The organism is Polaromonas sp. P1_F2 (genome assembly GCF_056405735.1).
Genome location: NZ_JBFUBN010000001.1, coordinates 552,361 through 572,687, shown reverse-complemented (window position 1 = coordinate 572,687; position 20,327 = coordinate 552,361). Strand labels below are relative to the sequence as shown.

19 protein-coding genes are annotated in these 20,327 nt (G+C 66.0%); 13 read left to right on the top strand and 6 right to left on the bottom strand.

Translation table 11 applies throughout. The features are described from left to right. Nucleotides 1–8: 8 nt before the first annotated feature. The gene (locus AC1D0O_RS02835; protein WP_477652032.1) at nucleotides 9–992 is read left to right on the top strand and encodes a ferritin-like domain-containing protein; all 984 of its coding nucleotides are present in this window, start codon (nucleotides 9–11) and stop codon (nucleotides 990–992) included. A gap of 101 nt (nucleotides 993–1,093) precedes the next feature. On the opposite strand, the gene AC1D0O_RS02830 is transcribed toward AC1D0O_RS02835, so the two are convergent. The 5 genes from AC1D0O_RS02830 to ku form a co-directional block, all read right to left on the bottom strand. Then, nucleotides 1,094–1,420, bottom strand: coding sequence for a hypothetical protein (locus AC1D0O_RS02830; RefSeq protein ID WP_477652031.1), 327 nt, complete (start codon nucleotides 1,418–1,420; stop codon nucleotides 1,094–1,096). Between the two features lie 262 nt (nucleotides 1,421–1,682). Further along, nucleotides 1,683–1,910: a hypothetical protein gene (locus AC1D0O_RS02825; protein WP_477652030.1), complete on the bottom strand. Its 228-nt coding sequence runs from the start codon at nucleotides 1,908–1,910 to the stop codon at nucleotides 1,683–1,685. Between the two features lie 93 nt (nucleotides 1,911–2,003). Then, complete coding sequence (locus AC1D0O_RS02820) at nucleotides 2,004–2,294, bottom strand: hypothetical protein (RefSeq protein ID WP_477652029.1); 291 nt, start codon at nucleotides 2,292–2,294, stop codon at nucleotides 2,004–2,006. Nucleotides 2,295–2,438: 144 nt separating this feature from the next. Then, nucleotides 2,439–5,087 (bottom strand): DNA ligase D, encoded by a 2,649-nt coding sequence (gene ligD / locus AC1D0O_RS02815; RefSeq protein ID WP_477652028.1) that lies wholly within the window; start codon nucleotides 5,085–5,087, stop codon nucleotides 2,439–2,441. A 27-nt stretch (nucleotides 5,088–5,114) separates the two neighbouring features. Further along, the gene (gene ku / locus AC1D0O_RS02810) at nucleotides 5,115–6,041 is read right to left on the bottom strand and encodes a non-homologous end joining protein Ku (protein ID WP_477652027.1); all 927 of its coding nucleotides are present in this window, start codon (nucleotides 6,039–6,041) and stop codon (nucleotides 5,115–5,117) included. Nucleotides 6,042–6,223: 182 nt separating this feature from the next. Here ku and AC1D0O_RS02805 point away from each other — a divergent pair, with 182 nt between their 5' ends. The 9 genes from AC1D0O_RS02805 (at nucleotide 6,224) to AC1D0O_RS02765 (ending at nucleotide 14,437) form a co-directional block, all read left to right on the top strand. Then, nucleotides 6,224–6,685 carry a CHRD domain-containing protein gene (locus tag AC1D0O_RS02805; RefSeq protein WP_477652026.1) on the top strand — a complete coding sequence of 154 codons (462 nt, stop codon included), beginning with the start codon at nucleotides 6,224–6,226 and terminating at the stop codon, nucleotides 6,683–6,685. Nucleotides 6,686–6,794: 109 nt separating this feature from the next. Then, nucleotides 6,795–8,438: an FAD-dependent oxidoreductase gene (locus tag AC1D0O_RS02800; RefSeq protein WP_477652025.1), complete on the top strand. Its 1,644-nt coding sequence runs from the start codon at nucleotides 6,795–6,797 to the stop codon at nucleotides 8,436–8,438. Nucleotides 8,439–8,454: 16 nt separating this feature from the next. Then, nucleotides 8,455–8,649, top strand: a complete 195-nt coding sequence (locus tag AC1D0O_RS02795; protein WP_477652024.1) for a hypothetical protein — start codon at nucleotides 8,455–8,457, stop codon at nucleotides 8,647–8,649. Nucleotides 8,650–8,699: 50 nt separating this feature from the next. After that, complete coding sequence (locus AC1D0O_RS02790) at nucleotides 8,700–9,674, top strand: Bug family tripartite tricarboxylate transporter substrate binding protein (RefSeq protein WP_477652023.1); 975 nt, start codon at nucleotides 8,700–8,702, stop codon at nucleotides 9,672–9,674. Between the two features lie 42 nt (nucleotides 9,675–9,716). Next, nucleotides 9,717–10,178 (top strand): MarR family winged helix-turn-helix transcriptional regulator, encoded by a 462-nt coding sequence (locus AC1D0O_RS02785; protein WP_477652022.1) that lies wholly within the window; start codon nucleotides 9,717–9,719, stop codon nucleotides 10,176–10,178. Nucleotides 10,179–10,202: 24 nt separating this feature from the next. Further along, the gene (gene hmgA, locus AC1D0O_RS02780; RefSeq protein WP_477652021.1) at nucleotides 10,203–11,510 is read left to right on the top strand and encodes a homogentisate 1,2-dioxygenase; all 1,308 of its coding nucleotides are present in this window, start codon (nucleotides 10,203–10,205) and stop codon (nucleotides 11,508–11,510) included. Nucleotides 11,511–11,538: 28 nt separating this feature from the next. Continuing rightward, nucleotides 11,539–12,807 (top strand): fumarylacetoacetase, encoded by a 1,269-nt coding sequence (fahA, locus tag AC1D0O_RS02775; protein WP_477652020.1) that lies wholly within the window; start codon nucleotides 11,539–11,541, stop codon nucleotides 12,805–12,807. Between the two features lie 64 nt (nucleotides 12,808–12,871). Continuing rightward, nucleotides 12,872–14,050 (top strand): cytochrome P450, encoded by a 1,179-nt coding sequence (locus AC1D0O_RS02770; RefSeq protein ID WP_477652019.1) that lies wholly within the window; start codon nucleotides 12,872–12,874, stop codon nucleotides 14,048–14,050. Nucleotides 14,051–14,092: 42 nt separating this feature from the next. Continuing rightward, on the top strand, nucleotides 14,093–14,437 hold the full coding sequence (locus AC1D0O_RS02765; RefSeq protein ID WP_477652018.1) for an antibiotic biosynthesis monooxygenase family protein: 345 nt from the start codon (nucleotides 14,093–14,095) through the stop codon (nucleotides 14,435–14,437). 12 nt (nucleotides 14,438–14,449) lie between these two features. Here AC1D0O_RS02765 and AC1D0O_RS02760 read toward each other — a convergent pair whose 3' ends face one another. Next, nucleotides 14,450–14,848: a DUF2784 domain-containing protein gene (locus AC1D0O_RS02760; RefSeq protein ID WP_477652017.1), complete on the bottom strand. Its 399-nt coding sequence runs from the start codon at nucleotides 14,846–14,848 to the stop codon at nucleotides 14,450–14,452. A 157-nt stretch (nucleotides 14,849–15,005) separates the two neighbouring features. Between AC1D0O_RS02760 and AC1D0O_RS02755 the strand changes: the two genes are divergently transcribed. The 3 genes from AC1D0O_RS02755 (at nucleotide 15,006) to AC1D0O_RS02745 (ending at nucleotide 20,285) form a co-directional block, all read left to right on the top strand. Next, complete coding sequence (locus AC1D0O_RS02755) at nucleotides 15,006–17,408, top strand: YgiQ family radical SAM protein (RefSeq protein WP_477652016.1); 2,403 nt, start codon at nucleotides 15,006–15,008, stop codon at nucleotides 17,406–17,408. Nucleotides 17,409–17,497: 89 nt separating this feature from the next. Beyond that, entirely contained in the window at nucleotides 17,498–19,105 is a 1,608-nt protein-coding gene (locus tag AC1D0O_RS02750) for a hypothetical protein (protein ID WP_477652015.1), read from the top strand. A 1-nt stretch (nucleotide 19,106) separates the two neighbouring features. Next, entirely contained in the window at nucleotides 19,107–20,285 is a 1,179-nt protein-coding gene (locus AC1D0O_RS02745) for a hypothetical protein (protein WP_477652014.1), read from the top strand. The last annotated feature ends 42 nt before the right edge of the window (nucleotides 20,286–20,327 follow it).

The following is a 20,327-nucleotide window of genomic DNA, read 5'->3' as shown; positions in this document are numbered from 1 at the left end:
AGATACACATGGCCAAAGAACACGATCCCAATCTTGACCCGATCAGCAAAGAACCCGGTTCACATCCGGTGGGCACCGGCATAGGCGCGGCCATGGGCGGCGTTGCCGCAGGCGCGGCCGCCGGTGTGGTGGCCGGCCCCGCCGGCGCTGTTGTCGGCGGCGTGGCCGGTGCGATTGCCGGCGGCATGGGTGGCAAGGAAGCCGCCGAGGCCCTGGACCCCACGGCCGCGGAAGCCTGGTGGCGCGACAGGCACACGCTGGAGCCCTATTACGAAATGGGCCGCCCCTTTGACGACTATGCGCCCGCCTACCGGCTGGGCGTGGAAGGACGGCGCGATTACCCCGGCTCGTTCGAGGAGGCTGAAATGCGCCTGGCGGACCGCTGGGATACCTATAGGGGGCGTTCGACCCTGGACTGGCCGCAGGCCCGCCAGGCCAGCCGCGCGGCCTGGAACCGCGCGCACGAGCAGGTCAGCGCTTATGAAACCGCGGCCTCCCGCAGCGATGCAAGCCTCAGCAACGCCGACACCGTCGGCGTGGCGGACGACGAGGAAATCGTCGACACGCTCAACGACCTGCTGGAATCCTGCCGCGACGGCGAGTACGGTTTCCGCGAATGCGCCGAACACGCGCGTTCGGAGGACATCAAGGTGCTGCTGCACCGCCATTCCGGCGAATGCCGGGCCGCAGGCCTGGAGCTGCAGACCCTGATACGCCAGCTGGGCGGCAAGCCCGATGACGGAGGCTCGATGGCCGGTGCGCTGCATCGCGGATGGGTGTCCGTGCGGGCGACGCTGAGCGCCTACAGCGACCAGGCCATGCTCAATGAATGTGAGCGCGGCGAAGACGCGGCCGTGGCGCGCTACCGCAAGGCCTTGAAGCAAAACCTGCCGTCGTCGATCAGGGCGGTGGTGGAGCACCAGGCCCGGGGCGCGCAGCGCAACCATGACCAGGTCAAAGCACTGCGCGATGCCTTGAAGGCATCAACATAAGGCCGCGGTTTCAGGAGAAATTTTTTTCGTTTCTTGCCGGCACTCGAGGTTCGGCAAACCAGGGGCGGCGCAGGCTGCCCCTTTTTTTCGCCGGAGCCCGCTTAATTTTTGAGGCGGCTGGCGCAATCCACCTGCGCATCCAGCTGCATGCCGCCGCGCGAATAGTCGACGTCGGTGACCTTGCAGCCAGAGCGTTGCTCGATGGCCGCCAGCAGGGCGGTGCGTACCGAGGGCATGGTGGAGATGGGGCTTGCTGCCGGTGACGAGGTGGCCGTCCAGGTGCCGGCGGTCAACGGGCTGAGCAGGTAGGCCCGGCCTTCGACGGTGACGCGTTGCGCGAGAGGGTCGCTTGAGGTGGCGCAGCCGGCCAGCCAGGCGCCGCACAGCAGTGTGAACAAGAGGACAAAGGCGCGGTGGAGGGGCTTCATGCGCGCGTGTTGTGCTGTGCTGCTGTGGGTTGCGTCGGCACCGGAGCCAGGGCTGAGTCGACAGCGGCTTTGGGCTCGGGCACTTTGGGAGGGGCCTTCGGCGATTTGGGATCGGGGCAAGCCGACAAAAGCAGCAAGCCGGCCAATGTGAGGGGCAAGAGGGGCTTCATGTTGTCTCCAGGGCGCATGCGGGTGCGCTGCCTGAATGATAGGACGCGGGCAGGCGCAAGGCCAGTGCTCGTGGGCAAGTCGCGGCGGCGACCTACAGGCGGCGGCGCGGATGCGCGCCGGCCACGCCCATGCGCTGCAGCGCTTCGCTGAGGCTACGCGCTGGGCGCTGGATGCCGGGTTGCGCGGCGGCGCACTGCTGCTGGGCGGAAGAGGGCCGGGATGCGGTCGGGGCGGGCCGGTGCTTCGCGAGTTCCGCCGCGAGCCGGCGGCCTTCGGTTTGCAGATAAAGCGTCAGGTCCATTTCATCGGGCTGGTTCATGGGGCGTCTCGCAGGCCCGTTTGAGTGGGCGTAAAAAAAGCGGAGGCACATGGCCTCCACTTGTCTTTTGGGGAAATGCGGTCCACAGCGCGATCAGTTGTTGCTGCGTCCCGACTGCCGGCTGCCGGAGTCCTGGGGCTCCATGTTCTCGTCGCGCTCCGAGGGGTTGCGCGACTGCTTCTGCTGGTTGCCCTGGGCGCTGCCGTGTTGGCCTTGCTGCCCCTGGCGCTGGTTGCCCTGGCCCTGGTTCAATTGCGCATCGCTGGACTGGTTGACGTTCTGGCGGTCCTGCTGGCCGGGCTGCTTGCGCTGGCCTTGTTGCTGTTGCTGTTTGTCCTGGGCTTGGGGATTGTTGCGTTGCTGGTCATTCTGGTTCGAAGGCATACGGGTCTCCTTGAGTGAGTGGATGAATGCGAAATGCGAGGTTTGGAACCCCCACAAGCTCAATTTAAAGGCTGCTTGCGGCCGGCCATGTCGGGCCGCTGGCCCTGCCGGTGTAGGAAGTGGATGACAGTTCGATCCCCTGTGTCAGGCACGGCGTGCCGGCGGCTTGAAGCCAAGCTGTTTCATCGCGGCGGTCAGGCTGTTGCGTGAGGCCTCGTAGGCGTCCCAGGGCCGGTTGCCGACGCCCAGGCGGCCGCCCAGGGTTTGCGCCGTCCAGTGCGCGCCGCTGGTCAGCGAATCCAGTTCATCCCAGGCGACGGGCACCGACACGCCCAGCCCGGGCCGGGCGCGCAGCGACCAGGCCGACACGGTGGTCGCGCCGAAACCGTTGCGCAGGTAGTCCGGGAAAATCTTGCCGACACGGTTTTTAGGGCCGCTCTTGGCGACAAAGCGCTGGGGAATCACCGAGGCCAGGTGCATTACCAGCGCGTGCGAGAAATCCTTGACGGTGTCGAAGTCGTACTGCCGCTTGAGCGGCACCACCACGTGCAGGCCCTTGCCGCCGCTGGTCTTGAGGAAATTGGACAGCTTCAGTTCGTCGAGGAAGGCCCGCACCAGCTGCGCGGCCTCCTGCATCTGCGGCCAGGCCACGCCTTCGCCGGGATCCAGGTCAAAGGTCATGCGGTCGGGTTTGTGGATGGCGCGCGTCGTGGCGTTCCAGGTGTGGAACTCCAGCACATTGACCTGGGTGGCGGCCAGCAGGGCGGCGGTGGTGGGGATTTCCAGCAGCGGCTCGTGGTCGGGGTCGAGCGCGGGGTCCAGTAGTTTGATGCCCGGGACAGAACCGGCCTCGGCGTGCTTCTGGAAGAACAGCTCCCCGCCTATGCCCGAGGGGGCGCGCACCAGCGAGGTCGGGCGCGCCTTGAGGTGCGGCAATATCAGCGCCGCGACCTGCGCATAGTGCTCGACCACGTTCTGTTTGGTGAAGCCGGTGCTGCTGTCGACCACGCGGTCGGCATGCGTGACGCGCAGGGATTTCAGCGCGGCCGGGGTGGCTTTGGCGGGTGTTTTTGCCGCGGCTTTCAGGCTGCCCTTGGCACTGGGTTTTTCGCTGGCGGGTTTTTTCGCGAGGTTCACGGCGGCGCCTTTCTTGCCGCGCTGCGGGGCGGCGGGTTTTTCACGAACGATGTGGGTGGCGGGCTTGTCGCTGCGCAGGCCCTGGAACACCGAATGGCGGATGTGGCCGCCGTGGGTCCATTCACCGAAGGCGACTTCGGCCAGCAGTTGCGGTTTGACCCACTGGCCCTTGACGCCGGCGGGCAGCTTCGCGAAGGGGCTGCGTTCCGTATGGATTTTCTGCAGCCGCGCCTTGAGGTCCTTGAGCACCTTGTCATTGAAACCGGTCCCGACGTTGCCGGCATACTTCAGCGCGCCGTCCTCGTCGTGCACGCCCAGCATCAGCGCGCCCAGGCCGGCACGCGAGCCCTTGGGTTCGGTGTAGCCGCCGATGACGAACTCCTGGCGCAGCTGGGTCTTGAGCTTGATCCAGTCCGGTGAGCGGCGCGAGACATAGGCCGAATCCATGCGCTTGCCGATCACACCTTCGAGCCCGACTTGCCGCGCCGACTCCAGCAGGTCTTGCGGTGCTTCCTCAAACGTGTCGCTAAAGCGTATGGTCTCCTGCGGATGGCGGGTGACCAGCGCGCACAGTAGCTCCCGGCGCTGGGCCAGCGGCAACTGGCGCAGGTCCAGTCCGTCGAAGTAGGGCAGGTCGAACACGTAGTAGAGGATGCGGGCCGTGCTGGCGTGGTCGAAAGCGTTTTGCAGCGCGCCGAAGTCGGGCACACCGTGCTCGTTCATCACCACGATTTCGCCGTCGACCCAGCCCGAAGGGATTTCCAACGCGGCGACGGCCTGGGCCAGCTTGGGCAGCTTGTGCGTCCAGTCATTGCCGTTGCGCGTCATGAGGCGGACCGAGGTCCCGTCTATGCGGGCCAGCAGGCGGTAGCCGTCGTACTTGATCTCGTAGGCCCAGCCCTGCGGGTCGGCCGGCGGGCGCGCGACCAGCGTGGCGAGTTGCGGTGAGAGTATCTCGGGCAATTTGGCCTTGACGGCGCCTTCGGGAATACCGTTGTTTGTTTGCGCTGCGGTTTTTTTTGCTGATGCGGCTGAGGCCTTCTTCGCTGCCGTCTTGCGTGGCGATTTACCGGGTTTTCCCGCGGCGTCACGAGGAAGGGGCTGGCCCGAGAGCACGCTGTTGGGCAGGGCCTCGCGCACGTCGTATTCTTTTTCGGGGCGGGCGTGTTCGTCGTGTTCCTTGATCAGCAGCCAGGGTTCCTTGCTGTCGTCGCCGCGGCCGTGCATGCGCACCAGGGTCCAGCCGCCTTTGAGTTTTTCACCGTGCAGGTCGAATTTGAGTTTGCCCTGGCGCAGGCTTTTGGCGGGGTCGCCGTGCGGTGCCCACAGGCCGCGGTCCCAGACGATCACGTCACCGGCGCCGTATTGCCTGGCGGGAATGCTGCCTTCAAAACCCCCGTAAGAGATCGGATGGTCTTCCACGCGCATCCCCATGCGTTTGACAGCCGGGTCCAGGCTGGGGCCCTTGGGCACCGCCCAGCTTTTGAGCGCACCCTGCAGCTCCAGGCGGAAGTCGTAATGCAGGTTGCGGGCGTCGTGCTTCTGAATCACGAAGCTCAGGGCCTTGTCCGAACGCGTGCCGCCCTCCGCGGGTTCGGGCGTGCGCGTGAAGTCGCGTTTGGCGCGGTAGTGTTTCAGCGAATCGCGGGTGCCCATGTCGTCGGCCTGCGCGGCAGTGGCCGGCTAGGCGGCGCGCCGCCTGGCGGGGGCATGCGCAGCGCTTTTGGCCGCGGGCTTCCTGCGCGCCGGCGTTTTGGCGGAGGCCTTTGTTTTGGCGGCCGACTTGGACTTGGGCGCATCGCCGCCACCTTTGCGCAGGCTGCGCTGCAGCAGCTCGGTCAGGTCGATGATCTTGGCGCCGGAACGGGTTTCGGCTTCGTCGGATTCCTCCGGCTGCACCACGTTCTCCAGTTTGCCTTCCTTGGCCTTGCGCTTGACCAGCGCCATGATGTCGTCCTTGAAGGAATCGGTGAACTGTTCGGGGTCCCATTTGCCGGTCATGTCGTCTACCAGCTGTTTGGCCATGGCCAGTTCCTTGTCGGAAAGGCCGGCGGCCTTGGCGCCCACGGGCGGCAGGTTCAGCTCTTCGATCGAGCGGATGTCGGCGCCCCAGCGCAACAGGTTCAGCACCAGTACCGGGCCCGCGGGCACCAGCACGGCCAGGTGCTGCTTTGTCTGGATGATGACGCGGGCAACGCCGACGCGCTGCGTCTTCAGCAAGGTGTCGCGCAGCAGCGCATAGACCTTCTGGCCCTTGTTGATGGGCGCAACGTAGTAGGGCCGCTCAAGGTAGACAAAGGGAATCTCGGTGTTGGGCACAAAACTTTCGATTTCAATGGTCTGGGTGGTCTTGGGATAGGCCGCGGCGATTTCGTCTTCCGACAGCACCACGTACTGGCCGTCCTCGTATTCGACGCCCTTGACGATGTTTTCCTTGGTGATTTCGCGGCCGGTACGCTTGTTGATGCGCTTGTAGCCCACCGGGTCCATGCTGCGCTTGTCCAGCCAGTCGAAGTTGACGCCGCTCTCGGACGTGGCCGAATGCAGCGCGACAGGAATGTGGACCAGGCCGAAGCTGATGGCGCCTTTCCATAAAACGCGGGATGCCATGGGGTGTCTTTCTTGCGGATGTGGCTATCTCCGCAGTCTCCGGCTCGCGCGCATGCGGTTGTGTCGGCGCGCGGTGGGGTAGGGGCGTCGTCCGGAACCGACTGTTCGCATGGGGTTTGTCCTACGGGTCCGGGCGCGGTGCGACACGCACAATCGGCTGCAACTTTTCAAGGAGCCGACCCATGCTTTCACGCCGTACCGCCACCCGAATGTCCCTGGCCGCCCTGGCTGTGGCCGCTGCCGCCATCACCGGCTGCGGTGTGATGAACAAGCAATCCAGCCTGGTCGCTTTCACCACGCAGCTTCGCGGCGCCAATGAAGTGCCCGCCAATGCCAGCCCCGGTAGCGGCTCGGTCGATGCCGTGTTCGACCCCAGCACCAACCTGCTTCGCTGGAAGGTCAACTACACCCGTCTCACCGGGCCTGCAACGGCAGGGCACTTTCACGGCCCCGCCGCCATTGGCGCCAACGCCGGCGTGGCCTTGGGATGGGCCGGCCCTCCAAGCAGTCCCATGGACGGCAGCGCAACGCTGACAGCCGCCCAGGCCGCCGACCTGATGGCAGGCCGGTGGTATGCCAATATTCATACGGCGGCCTATCCCGCTGGTGAAGTGCGCGGCCAGATGACGGTGGTGCGCAACTAAATTCGGGTTCCCCGGCCTCTGCGGAGGTTGTCGAATAAATGGTTGCGGGCGCAACCGGATGGGTTTATAGTTGCGAACGCAACCATAAATCAACCGGGACAAGCGCATCGTGACAACGCCTCTTTCTTCGGGTTCCCCCGGCTGGCCGCACCGCGTGCCGGTGCTGATTGCCGGCGGCGGCCCGGTGGGCATGACGCTGGCGGCTTTGCTGGCGCGCCACGGCATTGCCAGCCTGGTGGTGGAGGCCGATGCCGGTTATTGCGCCGGCAGCCGGGCCATCTGTATGTCGCGCCGCTCGCAGGAAATTTTCGGCTGGGTCGGCGCCGACAAGGCGCTGGTGGACAAAGGCCTGTCGTGGGTGGGCGGGCGCAGCTACTTCCGCGACCAGGAGGTGCTGCATTTCCAGATGCCCAGCGAGCCCACGCAGCGCTTCGCGCCCATGGTCAACATCCAGCAGTTCTACGCCGAGGAGTTCGCGCACAAGGCGGCACTCGCCCAGGGCGGCCTGGTTGATGTGCGCTGGTCCAGCAAGGTGATGGCCGTGCGGCCCGAGGCCGGCGGCGCACAGGTGGACATCGAGGCGCCCGACGGCACGCATACCGTGCAGGCCGACTGGGTGGTGGCCTGTGATGGCGGCCGTAGCACGGTGCGCGAACAGCTGGGCCTGCAGCTTGAGGGCACACAGTACGAGGGTCGTTACGTGATCGTCGACGTGGTGCAGAAAACCCGCCGCGCGGTCGAACGCCTGGCCTGGTTCGACCCGCCGTCGAACCCCGGCTCCACCATCCTGATGCACCGCCAGCCCGACGACGTCTGGCGCATCGACTACCAGATCCGCGACGACGAGGATCCGCTGGAGGCGGTCAAGCCCGAAAACGTGCTGCCGCGTGTGCAAAGCCACCTGTCCATGATCGGCGAGGACCAGCCCTGGGAGCCGCTGTGGATTTCGATCTACAACGCCAAATGCCTGACCTTGCCCAGCTACCGCCACGGCCGCGTGCTGTTCGCCGGCGATGCGGCCCACCTGGTGCCCATCTTCGGCGTGCGCGGGCTCAACTCGGGCCTGGACGACGCGGGCAACCTGGCCTGGAAACTGGCGCTGGTGCAACAGGGCCGCGCCGCGGATTCGCTGCTCGACAGTTATTCCAGCGAGCGCGTGCAGGCCACGCGCGAGAACATCCGTTACGGTGCCAAGAGCACCGAATTCATGGCGCCGCCCAACCACGGCTTCAAGCTGCTGCGCGAAGCCGCGCTGCGCCTGGCGACCGAGGACGCGGCCGTGGCCTCGCTGCTGAACCCGCGCCAATCCACGCCGGTCGAATATGTGGGCTCGCCGCTGAACCTGGCCGCGCGGGAAAGCGTTTTCGGCGCCGGTGCGCGCGCCGGCATGCCCGCACCCGAAGCCAGGCTTCGCAGTGCGGACGGCGACGTTCATCTCACGTCGTGTTTCGGCGGCGGTTTTGTGCTGCTGTATTTCAGCGAGAAGGGCGTACTGCCAAAAGACATCGCCGCCTTGGCGGCCTCCGGCCAGGACGGCCCCGCTTCCGTCAAGGTGATCGCTATTGGCAAGCAGGGCGAGCCCGCCAATGACGTCCTGCTCGATGAGCTCGGCCAGGCTCGCGAGCGCTACGGCGCTGGTGAGGGCTCGGCCTTCCTGGTGCGGCCCGACGGCTACCTCATGGGCCGCTGGAAGGCGGCTTCAGCGGCGGAAATTGCATCCGCGTTGAAGCCTTTCCAGCAGCGGCCAACTTGATGATTGAGGAGACGCCATGAACCCGACACTGTCCCAAACCGACGACCTTGACCAGGCCTATACAGCGCTCGCGGAGGCCACGGCCCGCGTCGGCGAGGCGAGGGCGCCATTGCTGCTGGCCACGCTGGCACTCGCGTTGCTGAGCCGCCAGCCCGACGCCGGCGAGGCCCTGGCGCTGATCGCCCAGGCCGAGCGCCTGGCGGCCACCTGATTTTCGATACACCTTCCCGATCACCCATAACCATTTCACGGAGACAAAACATGCACCGCCTTCCCGCTTCCCTTCGCCGCCTGCTTGCCGTACTGGCGCTGGCCGTCACCGCCGCTTCCGCGCAGACCTGGCCGGCACGCCCCATTGAATGGGTGGTGCCTTACCCGGCAGGCGGCGGCTCCGACGTGGTGGCGCGCGCGCTGACCGAAGCCATGGGCCAGGCCCTGGGCCAGCCTCTCATCATCAACAACAAGCCGGGGGCAGCGACCAATATCGGCGCCGACTACGTGGCCCACGCCAAACCCGACGGCTACACCGTACTGACCGGCGACACCGCCACGTTGGCGGCCAACCCGGCGCTCTACACCAAGCTCAGCTACAGCGCTGAAAAAGACCTGGCGCCCATAGGCCTGCTGGCGCGTTTCCCGATGATCCTGGTCGTCAACCCCGCCGTGCCGGCCAAGAACCTGGCGGAGTTCACGGCCTGGGCCAAGACCCAGAAGGGCGGCGTCAGCTACGCCACGCCGGGCGCCGGCAGCCCGCACCACCTGGCCACGGAACTGTTCCGTGGCAAGACCGGCCTCAACCTGGTGCATGTGCCGTATCGCGGCGCCGCACCGGCGGTGCAGGACGTGGCGGGCGGGCAAGTGCCTTTCATGTTTGTCGACACTGCCAGTGGCATGGGCTTTATCAATGCCGGGCGCCTGCGCGCCATTGCCATCGCGAGCCCGCAGCGCGTGAAAAACTTCGAGACCATCCCCACGCTGGACGAGCAAGGCCTCAAGGGTTTTGAAGCCTATGCCTGGCAGGGCCTGGCCGCGCCGGCCGGCACGCCGGACGCCGTGGTCGCAAAGCTCAACAAGACGCTGGTGGACGCCCTGAACTCCACGCCTGTCAAGGCGCGCTTCCAGGTGCTGGGCCTGGAACCCACGCCCAGCACGCCGGCGCAGATGGCGAGCTATGCCAAGGCCGAACGCGAAAAATGGGCGCAGGTCATACGCGCCAGCGGCATCAAACTGGATTGAGTGGGCTGAAAATGGAGTCCCTGCCACCAAGGTAAGACCGACATGATCAAGCTCGACAGAACCCTGACCTACCGCCTGCATCTGCTGCACAAGCTGACCGACCTGGAAAGCCAGCGCGCCTATGTGGCCGGGGCCGGCCTGTCGATGAGTGACGGCCGCTGCCTCACGGCGGTCGGCACCTTCGCGCCGCTCTCGGTCAACGACCTCGCGCAAAAAGCCAACCTGAACAAGGGCCAGGCCAGCCGCGCAGCGCAGTCGCTGGTCGAGCAGGGCCTGGTGGTCAAGGCCGCCAGCCCGACCGATGGGCGCGGCGTGGTGCTGACCATGACGCCCAGGGGCAAGGCCGCCTGGCAGCGCGCCATGCAGGTGGTGGGCCGGCGCAACCAGGACATCTTTGGCGTGCTGAGCGCGGCCGAGCGCGAGCAGCTCAGCGGTTTTTTCGACCGGCTGATCGCCAAGGCCAGGGCCGACGGCGGTGCGGTGGAAGATACCGGCGAAGAATGACATGGGAACTTTGGAGAAACTTCAATGAACACGACGACCACTTTGCGTTACCAGTCCGGCTTCGGCAATGAATTCGCCAGCGAAGCCGTCGCCGGCGCCTTGCCCGAAGGCCGCAACAGCCCGCAGCGCGCGCCGCACGATCTGTACACCGAGCTGATCTCGGGCACGGCCTTTACCGCGCCGCGCGCCGACAACCGCCGCACCTGGCTGTACCGCCGCCAGCCGTCGGTGGTGGCGGGCGGCTACCAGGCTTACGCGCAGCCGCAGTGGACCACGGGCGCCGCGGGCGGTGTGGCCGTGCCGCCCGACCCTTTGCGCTGGAGCCCATTCGCGATTCCCGCGCAGCCGCAGGATTTTGTCGACGGCCTGCGCACCGTGGCGGCCAACGGCGACGCCGATGCGCAGACCGGCATTGCCGCGCACATGTACGTCGCCAACCGGTCGATGGCGCGGCGCGCGCTGGTCAACGCCGACGGCGAAATGCTGCTGGTGCCGCAGCAGGGCCGGCTGGTGCTGACGACCGAACTCGGGATCCTGGACGTCAAGCCTGGTGAGGTCGCGCTGCTGCCGCGCGGCATGGCTTTCAGCGTGACCCTTCCCGACGGCGCCTCGCGCGGTTACGTCTGCGAGAACTACGGTGCGCATTTCCGCCTGCCCGAGCTCGGCCCCATAGGCTCCAACGGCCTGGCCAATGCGCGTGACTTTCTGGCGCCCGTGGCGGCTTTCGATGCCGACGATGAAGCTGGAAAGCCTTACGAGATCATCAAGAAGTACGGAGGCCGTTTGTGGTCGGCGCAGCAGCCGCGCAGCCCCTTCAATGTGGTGGCCTGGCACGGCAACCTGGTGCCCTGCAAGTACGACACGGCGCACTTTATGACCATAGGCTCCATCAGCTACGACCATCCGGACCCGTCCATCTTCACCGTGCTGACCTCGCCCTCGGACACGCCGGGCACGGCCAACTGCGATTTCGTGATCTTCCCGCCGCGCTGGATGGTGGCCGAGAACACCTTCCGCCCGCCCTGGTACCACCGCAACCTCATGAGCGAATTCATGGGCCTGGTCTACGGCCAGTACGATGCCAAACCCGAGGGCTTCAAGCCGGGCGGCGCCTCGCTGCACAACTGCATGGTGCCGCACGGCCCCGACACCGAGGCGTTTGAAAAAGCCAGCACGGCCGAGCTCAAGCCGCACAAGCTCGACAACACCCTGGCCTTTATGTTTGAAAGCCGCTACCGCTTTATCCCCACGGCCTATGCGATGGAAGGCGGTTCGCTCGATACCGCCTATGCCGGCTGCTGGGCCGGGCTCAAGGACCAGTTCAAGGCTTGATGCCGTTCCTCTCACTTTTAAGCCGACCATGAACGCACAACTGAACGCCACCCACGACTCCCAACTGCGCAGCTGGGTAGGCTCCGCCAACGGGACCACCGACTTCCCCATCCAGAACCTGCCTTTCGGCACGTACAGCCTGACGCCGCAGGGCGAGCGCCGCATCGGTGTCGCCATCGGCGACCAGGTGCTGGATTTACGCGCGGCCGGGCTGATCCATGCCAGCGACATGAACGCGCTGATGGCGACAAGCCCGCAAGAGATGAGCGCGCTGCGGGCTGCGATCTCGCAAGGCCTGGCTGAAGGCAGTGCGAAGCAGCGCGAGTGGTCGGGCATGCTGCATCCCCAGGATGCGGTCACCCTGCACCTGCCTTGCCGCATCGGTGACTACACCGATTTCTACACCGGCATCCACCATGCGACCGCGGTCGGCAAGCTGTTCCGGCCCGACGCGCCGCTGCTGCCCAACTACAAATGGGTGCCCATCGCTTATCACGGCCGGGCATCGTCCATTGGCGTCAGCGGCCAGCAATTCCCGCGGCCGCTGGGGCAGACCAAGGGCCCGAACGAGGAGGCGCCGGTCTTGCGGCCCAGCCATCGCCTGGACTACGAACTCGAACTCGGCGTGCTGGTGGGGCAGGGCAACGCGCTGGGCGAAGCGATGGGCATGGAGCAGGCCGAGGCCCATGCTTTCGGGATGGTGTTGCTCAACGACTGGTCGGCGCGTGACGTGCAGGCCTGGGAATACCAGCCGCTGGGCCCATTCCTGGCCAAGAATTTCGCGAGCACGATCTCTCCCTGGATCGTCACCCTGGAGGCGCTCGCGCCGTTTCGCACGGCTTTCTCGCGCCCCGAGGGCGACCCCCAGCCCTTGCCCTACCTCGACTCGCCGGGCAACCGCGAGCAAGGCGGCCTGGACGTGGCACTCGAGGTCTGGCTGGAGACTCAGTCCATGCGCGACGCCGGTCAGGGCCCCGAGCGCCTGTCGCAATCCAACTTTCGCGACGCCTACTGGACGGTCGCGCAAATGCTCACGCACCACACCGTCAACGGCTGCAACCTGCAGCCTGGTGACTTACTAGGATCGGGCACCTTGTCGGGTGCGCGGCCCGAACAGGCCGGATCGCTGCTGGAGCTCAGCGCCGGCGGCAAAAACGCCTTGAAGCTGGCCAACGGCGAGACACGCACCTTTCTTGAGGACGGCGACACCATCATCCTGCGTGCCTGGTGCGAGCGCGAGGGTTTTCAACGCATAGGCTTTGGCGAATGCCGGGGGCAGGTGCTGCCGGCGCGTTGAAAAGCGGTCACGTTTCGTCCGCGAGCGAAGCATAGGGTCGGTGTTTGGGGCAAAAATGATGGCCATGCACCTCGACACTAACCCTGAAAACATTCTGGCGGCCTCCGCCCACCGCAATCCCTATCCGTATTACGCGACGCTGGCCGCGGGCCCGGCGCTGGTGCTTGACGCACCGCGCAAGCTTTGGATCGCCAGCAGCGCCGCGAGCGTCAAAGAGGTGCTGGGCAACCCGGCCTGCCGCGTGCGCCCCGTCGCCGAGCCTGTGCCCGCGGCCATCGTCGGCTCGGCGGCCGGCGAGGTCTTTGGCCAGCTGGTGCGCATGAACGAAGGCCTTAGGCATGACGCGCCCAAGCTGGCTTTGCAGCGTTTCCTGGCGGCGGTGGATCTGGAGCGCGTGCAAGCCAGGACGGAAGCGCTGGCCTTGCAAGTCGCCGGGGAGGGCGCTTTGCGAGGCGCCGCACTGTCGCGCTGGGCCTTTGAGGTTCCCGTGATGGCCGTGGCCGACCTGCTGGGTTTTGACGAGGCCGAGTTGCCCCAGGTGGCGCGTTGGATGGCCGACTTTGTCGCCTGCCTCTCCCCGCTCAGCACACCGGGCCAACTCGCGGCCGCTGGCGATGCCGCGTCGGCTTTGCTCGCGCGCTTTTCAGAGTTGGTGAAAGGCGCCGCAGCCCAGCCCGGTAGCGCACTGGCACGCCTGCAGCAGGAGGCGGCGCAGGCCGGCTGGCACGATGCGCGGGCGCTGCTTTGCAATGCCGTCGGCCTGCTGTCGCAGACCTATGAAGCCACGGCGGGTTTGATCGGCAACAGCATCGTCGCTTTGGCCACGCAGCCCGGTCTGCTGGACGCCATGGAACGCGAGGCCGGCCAGCTGCTGCAGATGGTCCTTGAGGTCAGCCGCTATGACCCTTCCATCCACAACACGCGCCGTTTCGTGGCCGAGGCCACTGAAGTCGCGGGTATTCCGCTACAGGCCGGCGATGTGGTGTTGTTGCTGCTGGCCGCCGCGGGCCGCGACCCCGCGTGCAACGCCCGGCCCGGCGAGTTCCTGCTGGAGCGCCCGGACCGCGAGGTGCCCGGCTTCGGCCATGGCGCTCACCAGTGCCCGGGCCAGGCGCTGGCCTGCGTGATCGCGGCGGCGGCCGTCCGGGCCCTGCTGGTGTCGGGCCGGCTCAAGGATGCCGCGTCGTTCAGCTGGACTTACCGGCCCTCCATGAATGCCCGGATTCCCGTTTTCACCGCTTGATGCCACCATCACATCCAGCTCAGCAGCAACAAAAGGCCCCCCATGATCGCGATTATTTTTGAAGTGCTGCCCGCCCAGGGCCAGAAGCAGACCTACCTCGACATCGCCGCGGCGCTCAGGCCGCAGCTCGAAAAAATCGACGGCTTTATTTCTATTGAGCGCTTTGAAAGCCTGAGCACGCCGGGCAAGCTGCTGTCGCTGTCCTTCTTCCGCGATGAGGCCGCCGTGCTGGAATGGCGCAAGCTGGAAACCCACCGTAATGCGCAAAGCCGCGGGCGCGGCGGGGTGTTTGAGGACTACAGGCTGCGTGTGGCCCATGTGCTGCGCGATTACGGCATGACCGAACGCGACGAAGCGCCGGCGGACAGCCGGCAGGTTCATGGCTGATTAACGGTCGATTCAGCGCGCGCGGCGCGGCGGCCACCACCACCAGCTCAGCAGGACCAGCACGCCGAACGCGGAGTAGGCCACCATGAACATCCAGGCCGGCGCGTTGAAAAAGATCAGCCTTGAAAGCCAGTGCTCGATAAACGATTCGGTATAAGCTTCTTGCCCGGCCTGCAATCGCAGCGACTGTTCCCAGAGGGTGAGGGGGCAAGTCTGGTCCAGCCAGCTTTGCAGTACCACAAAGGCGATCAGCGCCAGGTGCGCCAGCCGGACCCACAGCTTGCGCACCCAGGCCCAGCCGCGCAGGCCGCCGGCCATGAAGAGCAACTGCCCCAGCACGGCAAAAGCCACGATGGCCACGTGCAGCAGCAACATCAGGTCGGCGAGCAGGCTGGCGGTGTAAGGTGTCATGGCTTTGATTTGGAGGTGAAAAGCGGTGCAATCCGTCGCCGCCAAGCCACTTTAACCACGCTGAGGGTCCGTAGTGAGGCCTTTGTAGGGCTTAAATGCCGGATAAAGAGGCACAACTCAGGGTAAACCTTACAATCGAGGGTTACCCAAAGCCCCCATGAACGCCCCCGTCGACGTCTCCTTCTTCACGCGCGCCGCCAAGCCGCTGACCAGCTACCGCAAGTACTGGGCGGCCCGCTTCGGCACCGCCAAATTCCTGCCCACCAGCCGGGCCGAGATGGACGCGCTCGGCTGGGACAGCTGCGACATCATCGTGGTCACGGGCGACGCCTATGTGGACCATCCGAGCTTCGGCATGGCCGTCATCGGCCGCATGCTGGAGGCTCAGGGCTTTCGCGTCGGCATCATCGCCCAGCCCGAATGGCAAAGTGCCGACCCCTTCAAGGTGCTGGGCAAACCCAACCTGTTCTTCGGCGTGACCGCCGGCAACATGGATTCGATGATCAACCGCTACACGGCGGACCACAAGATCCGCAGCGACGACGCCTACACCCCCGGCGACGTGGGCGGCAAGCGTCCCGACCGCGCGGCGCTGGTGTATTCGCAGCGTTGCCGCGAAGCCTATAAGGACGTGCCCATCATCCTGGGCGGCATCGAAGGCTCGCTGCGCCGCATCGCGCATTACGACTACTGGTCCGACAAGGTGCGCCGCAGCGTGGTGGTCGATGCGAAGTGCGACCTGCTGCTCTACGGCAATGCCGAGCGCGCCATCGTCGAGATCGCGCATCGCCTGGCCGCCAAGGAACCGGTCGCCAATATCACCGACGTGCGCGGCACGGCCTTCATACGCCGCAGCGGCGACGAAAGCGCCCAGGGCTGGTTCGAAATCGACTCCACCAGTGTGGACGCGCCGGGCCGGGTCGAAGCACACGTCAACCCGTATTTGATGATTTCCGACCAGGCGCGCGAGCAAGGCGCGACCTGCGCACGTGAGGATGAAGCCACCGAAGTGGCGGTCAAGGCCGAATCGGCAGGCTCGCCCATGGTGGCCAAGGCTGCGCCGGCCAACCCGGCCATCAAGCCGCTGACCTTTGTCGCCAACCCAAACCTCCCGTCCACGGTGCACACCGCGCAGGGAAAGATCAAGGTCCCGCCGCGCGACCGCTCGGTGATACGCCTGCCGTCCTACGAACAGGTCAAGAGCGATGCGGTGCTCTATGCCCACGCCAACCGCGTGCTGCACCTGGAAACCAACCCCGGCAACGCCCGCGCGCTGGTGCAGGCCCACGGCGAAGGCGCCACGGCGCGCGACGTGTGGATCACGCCGCCCCCCATCCCGCTGACCACGGCCGAGATGGACTACGTGTTCGACCTGCCTTACGCCCGTTCGCCGCACCCGCGTTATGCCGACGAAAACGGCAGCCACGACGGCGCGACCAAGATTCCCGCCTGGGAGATGATCCGCTTCTCCGTCAACATCATGCGCGGCTGCTTCGGCGGCTGCACCTTCTGCTCCATCACCGAGCATGAAGGCCGCATCATCCAGAGCCGCTCCGAAGACTCGGTGATCCGCGAGATCGAGGCGATTCGCGACACGGTCAAGGGTTTTACCGGCGCGATCTCCGACCTGGGCGGGCCCACCGCCAATATGTACCGCATAGGCTGCAAGTCGCCCGAGATCGAGGCCGCCTGCCGCAAGCCTTCGTGCGTGTACCCGGGCATCTGCTCCAACCTCAACACCGACCACAACCCGTTGATCAAGATGTACCGCCGCGCGCGGGCCTTGAAGGGCGTGAAGAAGATCCTCATCAGCTCCGGCCTGCGCTACGACCTGGCCGTGCAAAGCCCCGAGTACGTGAAAGAGCTGGTGACGCACCACGTGGGCGGCTACCTCAAGATCGCGCCCGAGCACACCGAGCAGGGCCCGCTCACCAAGATGATGAAGCCCGGCATCGGCAGCTATGACAAGTTCAAGCAGATGTTCGAGAAGTACAGCCTCGAAGCCGGCAAGAAGCAGTTCCTGATCCCGTACTTCATTGCGGCCCATCCGGGCACCAGCGACGAAGACATGATGAACCTGGCGATCTGGCTCAAGAAGAATGGCTTCCGCGCCGACCAGGTGCAGACCTTCTACCCCAGCCCCATGGCCACGGCGACGACGATGTACCACACCAACAAGAACCCGCTGCGCAAGATCACGCGCGACAGCGAGACGGTGGACATCGTGCGCGGCGAGCGCCGCCGCCGGCTGCACAAGGCCTTCCTGCGCTACCACGATCCCAACAACTGGCCGGTGCTGCGCGAGGCGCTCAAGGCCATGGGCCGCGCCGACCTGATCGGCAACGGAAAACACCACCTGATCCCGACCTTCCAGCCGATGACCGACGGCAGTTACACCAGCGCGCGGCGCAAGAACTCGACGCCGTTGGCGGGCAAGCCCGCCGGCTCCGGGGTCGCATTGAAGAGCGCCACCCCGGTCAAGGGCCGCATGCTGACCCAGCACACGGGGCTTCCGCCCCGCGTGACCGGTTCAGCCAAACCCCGCAAGACAGGCCGCTAGAAAGCGATTACGGCATCCCGATCCCCGAGGTGCCGTCCAGACTCCTAGAATGCCTGATGAGAATAAAAGGGCTATCCGGGAGGGGAACCATGCAGGCAGGCTTCACAAAGCGGTTCATCTCGGCTCTGTTGCTGTGCGTGGCCGGTACGAGCGTCATCGCTCAGACGCAACAAACTTACCAGGCACAGGCGGGGCGCGTCCTGTCCGCCGACGAGCAGCAGGTTGTGCTCCTGGTCAACGAGTCGGCTGCCCTGCTTGACCAGGGCCGCACCGAGCCCGCGGCGGCCGTCGCCCGACGGGCGCTGGAGCTGGCTAAAACAACCCGTATGCGCGACATTGAGGCGCTGGCCTTGCACAACCTTGCGCGGCTGGAATTCAAGGGCGGCCAGAGCGATCTGGGGCTGCGCCTGTTGCGCCGTACCCTGTTGCTGTACGAAATCGAAGGCAATATAGGCGGGCAGGGGATGACTCGTCTGGAGATGGCCGAGATGCTCTCCCAGCTGGGCCAGCCCGAAGCCTCCAGGGCGCAGGCCGATGCCGCTCGCAAACTATCTGCCGCCGTGGGCGACAGCCTGGGCTTGCTCAACGCCACCAGCCTGGCCGTGCGGACTCACCGCGGCGATCCCGCAAGCAAAGAGGCCCAGATCGAAAGCCTGCTGGCGCAATCCCAGGCGCAGGGAGCGCCTCTGGCCGAGGCCACCGCATTGCGCCAGCAGGGCCGCCGGGCCATGGAGGAAGGCCGGCTGCAAGATGCTCAGCAGTTTTTCGATCGCGCCCTTGCCCGTTCCCTGACCGCCTTGAATCCGGAAGCGGAGTCCTATTCGCTGGTGGCGCTTGGCGAGCTTGCCGCCGCGCAATACAAGCTGTCCGAAGCACAGGCCTTCTACCAGCGCGCCCTGGGCGCGGCGCATAAAAGCAAGGATTCCGGCGCCGTGGGCAATGCCTTGCTGAAGTCCGCGCTGCTGCAGGGACTGATGGAGAACGCGGCGCTCATGCGCGAGCAGGCGACGCAGGCGCAAGCCGCTTTCAAGGCCGATGGGCAGCTTGTGGGCCAGGGCTTGGCCAGCGAAGCGCTGGGTGACGCCGAGTGGATGGAAGGCCGCAGGCCGCGAGCTGAAGCCTTCTACCGTGAGGCCATCAGGGCGGGCGAAACGACAAAACAGCCGGAGAACGAGGCCAGCGCGCGCTTGCGCCTGGCCTCGCTGCTGCGCCCCAAGGCTTTCGAGGCGGCAAAGGCCGAAGCCGAGCGCGCCATCGAGCTCTACAAGGCGGCAGGCATGAAGTCTGGCATGGCGCAGGGCTTGTTCGAACTGGGGCGTATCCACGGCGCTGCCGGCGACGTTCCCAAAGGCCTTGAGATGGTCCAGAAAAGCCGCGATGCGTTTGCGCAGATCAACCGTCAGGACAAGATGGCCATGGTGGATTTGATGATCGCGGGTGCCCAGCGCTATGCCGGTAATCTGCCCGAAGCGCTGGTCGCCGTCCGGCGTGCGATTGACGGCTACGGCAAGGCCGGCATACCGGCGGAAGAGGCCAGCGCAGAGCAGGAACATGCCGACATACTGGCAAGAATGGGCGACGCGCAGGGCGCGCAAGCCGCGTTGCAGCGCGCGCTGCTGCTGGCCCGGCAAAGCAGCCGGCCAAAGCTTGTCGACGCCGTCCAGCGGAAAATCGACTCACTGAGGAAAGGAGGCTGAAATGGCGCAGCCTTTTGACGACACCCGCCCGGACACGCGGCCGGCAGCCCTCGATGCCGGGATCACCCGCAAGCGCGCATGGGCATGGTGCACCCTGCTGATCCTGCTGGCGATGCTGGGCCTGACCGCCACGGCGCTCTACAGTTCCAACGCCTGGTTTGCCCCCAATGACGCCCTGCTGAAATGGGGCGGCAACTCCGCCACGACCACTCTGCAGAGCGGTAACGCTTGGCGGTTGGTCGCATCCAAGCTGCAACTGGGGTCCGTGATCGGCGCCGCGGCCTTTATTCCCTTTTTCTGGGTGGTCTCGGGGGCCTTCGAGCGCACCTACGGCGCGCTGAGCCTGTTGTTGTCGTTTGTGCTGGTGTCGGCGCTGTGCAGCGTGGCGACACTTTATTTCCGCGATTTCGCGACGGTGAGTGTGGGCGCCGGCGGGCCGGCGCTGGGCCTGGGGCTGTGCCTGCTCATTGCCATGTTGCGGGGGACCGAAGGTGCGCCCGGCAGGAGCGACCTGTCCATACTCAGCGGGCTGGCGCTGGTCCCGCTGCTCGGCCTTCTGGGTTTTGCCGTTGCCAAGGGCTCGGCGGATTTCGGCTCGCTGCTGTGCGGGCTGTCCTGCGGCGCTGTCATGGGCATGTTGCTTCAGCCGAAAGCCGCCCAAGCGAGTGCGGGGCGCGGCAGCCGGTTTGCGGCCGTCGCGGTATCCGTGGCCGCGGCAGCCGTCATCGTCGGCGGCACGCTTTATGCGCCCAGGCCGCCGTACTACTGGTCGGAAGTCGTGGTGTTGCAGCAGGCCGCGCGGGAGTATGAATCGCAGATCAACCCGCTCAATGCGCGGTTCGAAACATTTATGAACAGGGCGCTCGATGGGGATATCCCGCCCAAGGACCTGGTGCCGGAGATGCAGGCGGAGCTCATCCCCGCATGGCGCGCGATTGAACAGCGCTGGAGCGTGTTCACCATCAACCCGGCGATGCCGGACGCAGCAATGCTGGCTTCGATGAAGCAGTACCCGCAGAGCCGTCGCGCGTTCCTGGAGGCGACGTTCAGGGGCTGGACCACCGGCGACGAAACTGCTTTCATCGATGCGGCGAAGCACAAGGCGATGCTGGAGCAGGCTCGCCTGGTGCTGACAGGCGCGCCAGGCGCCAGGGTGGCGCCAAAGCCGGCAAAGCCTTGATAGCTGGCCGGGCCCGGCATCTTTGTGGAACTGTGACGTCCG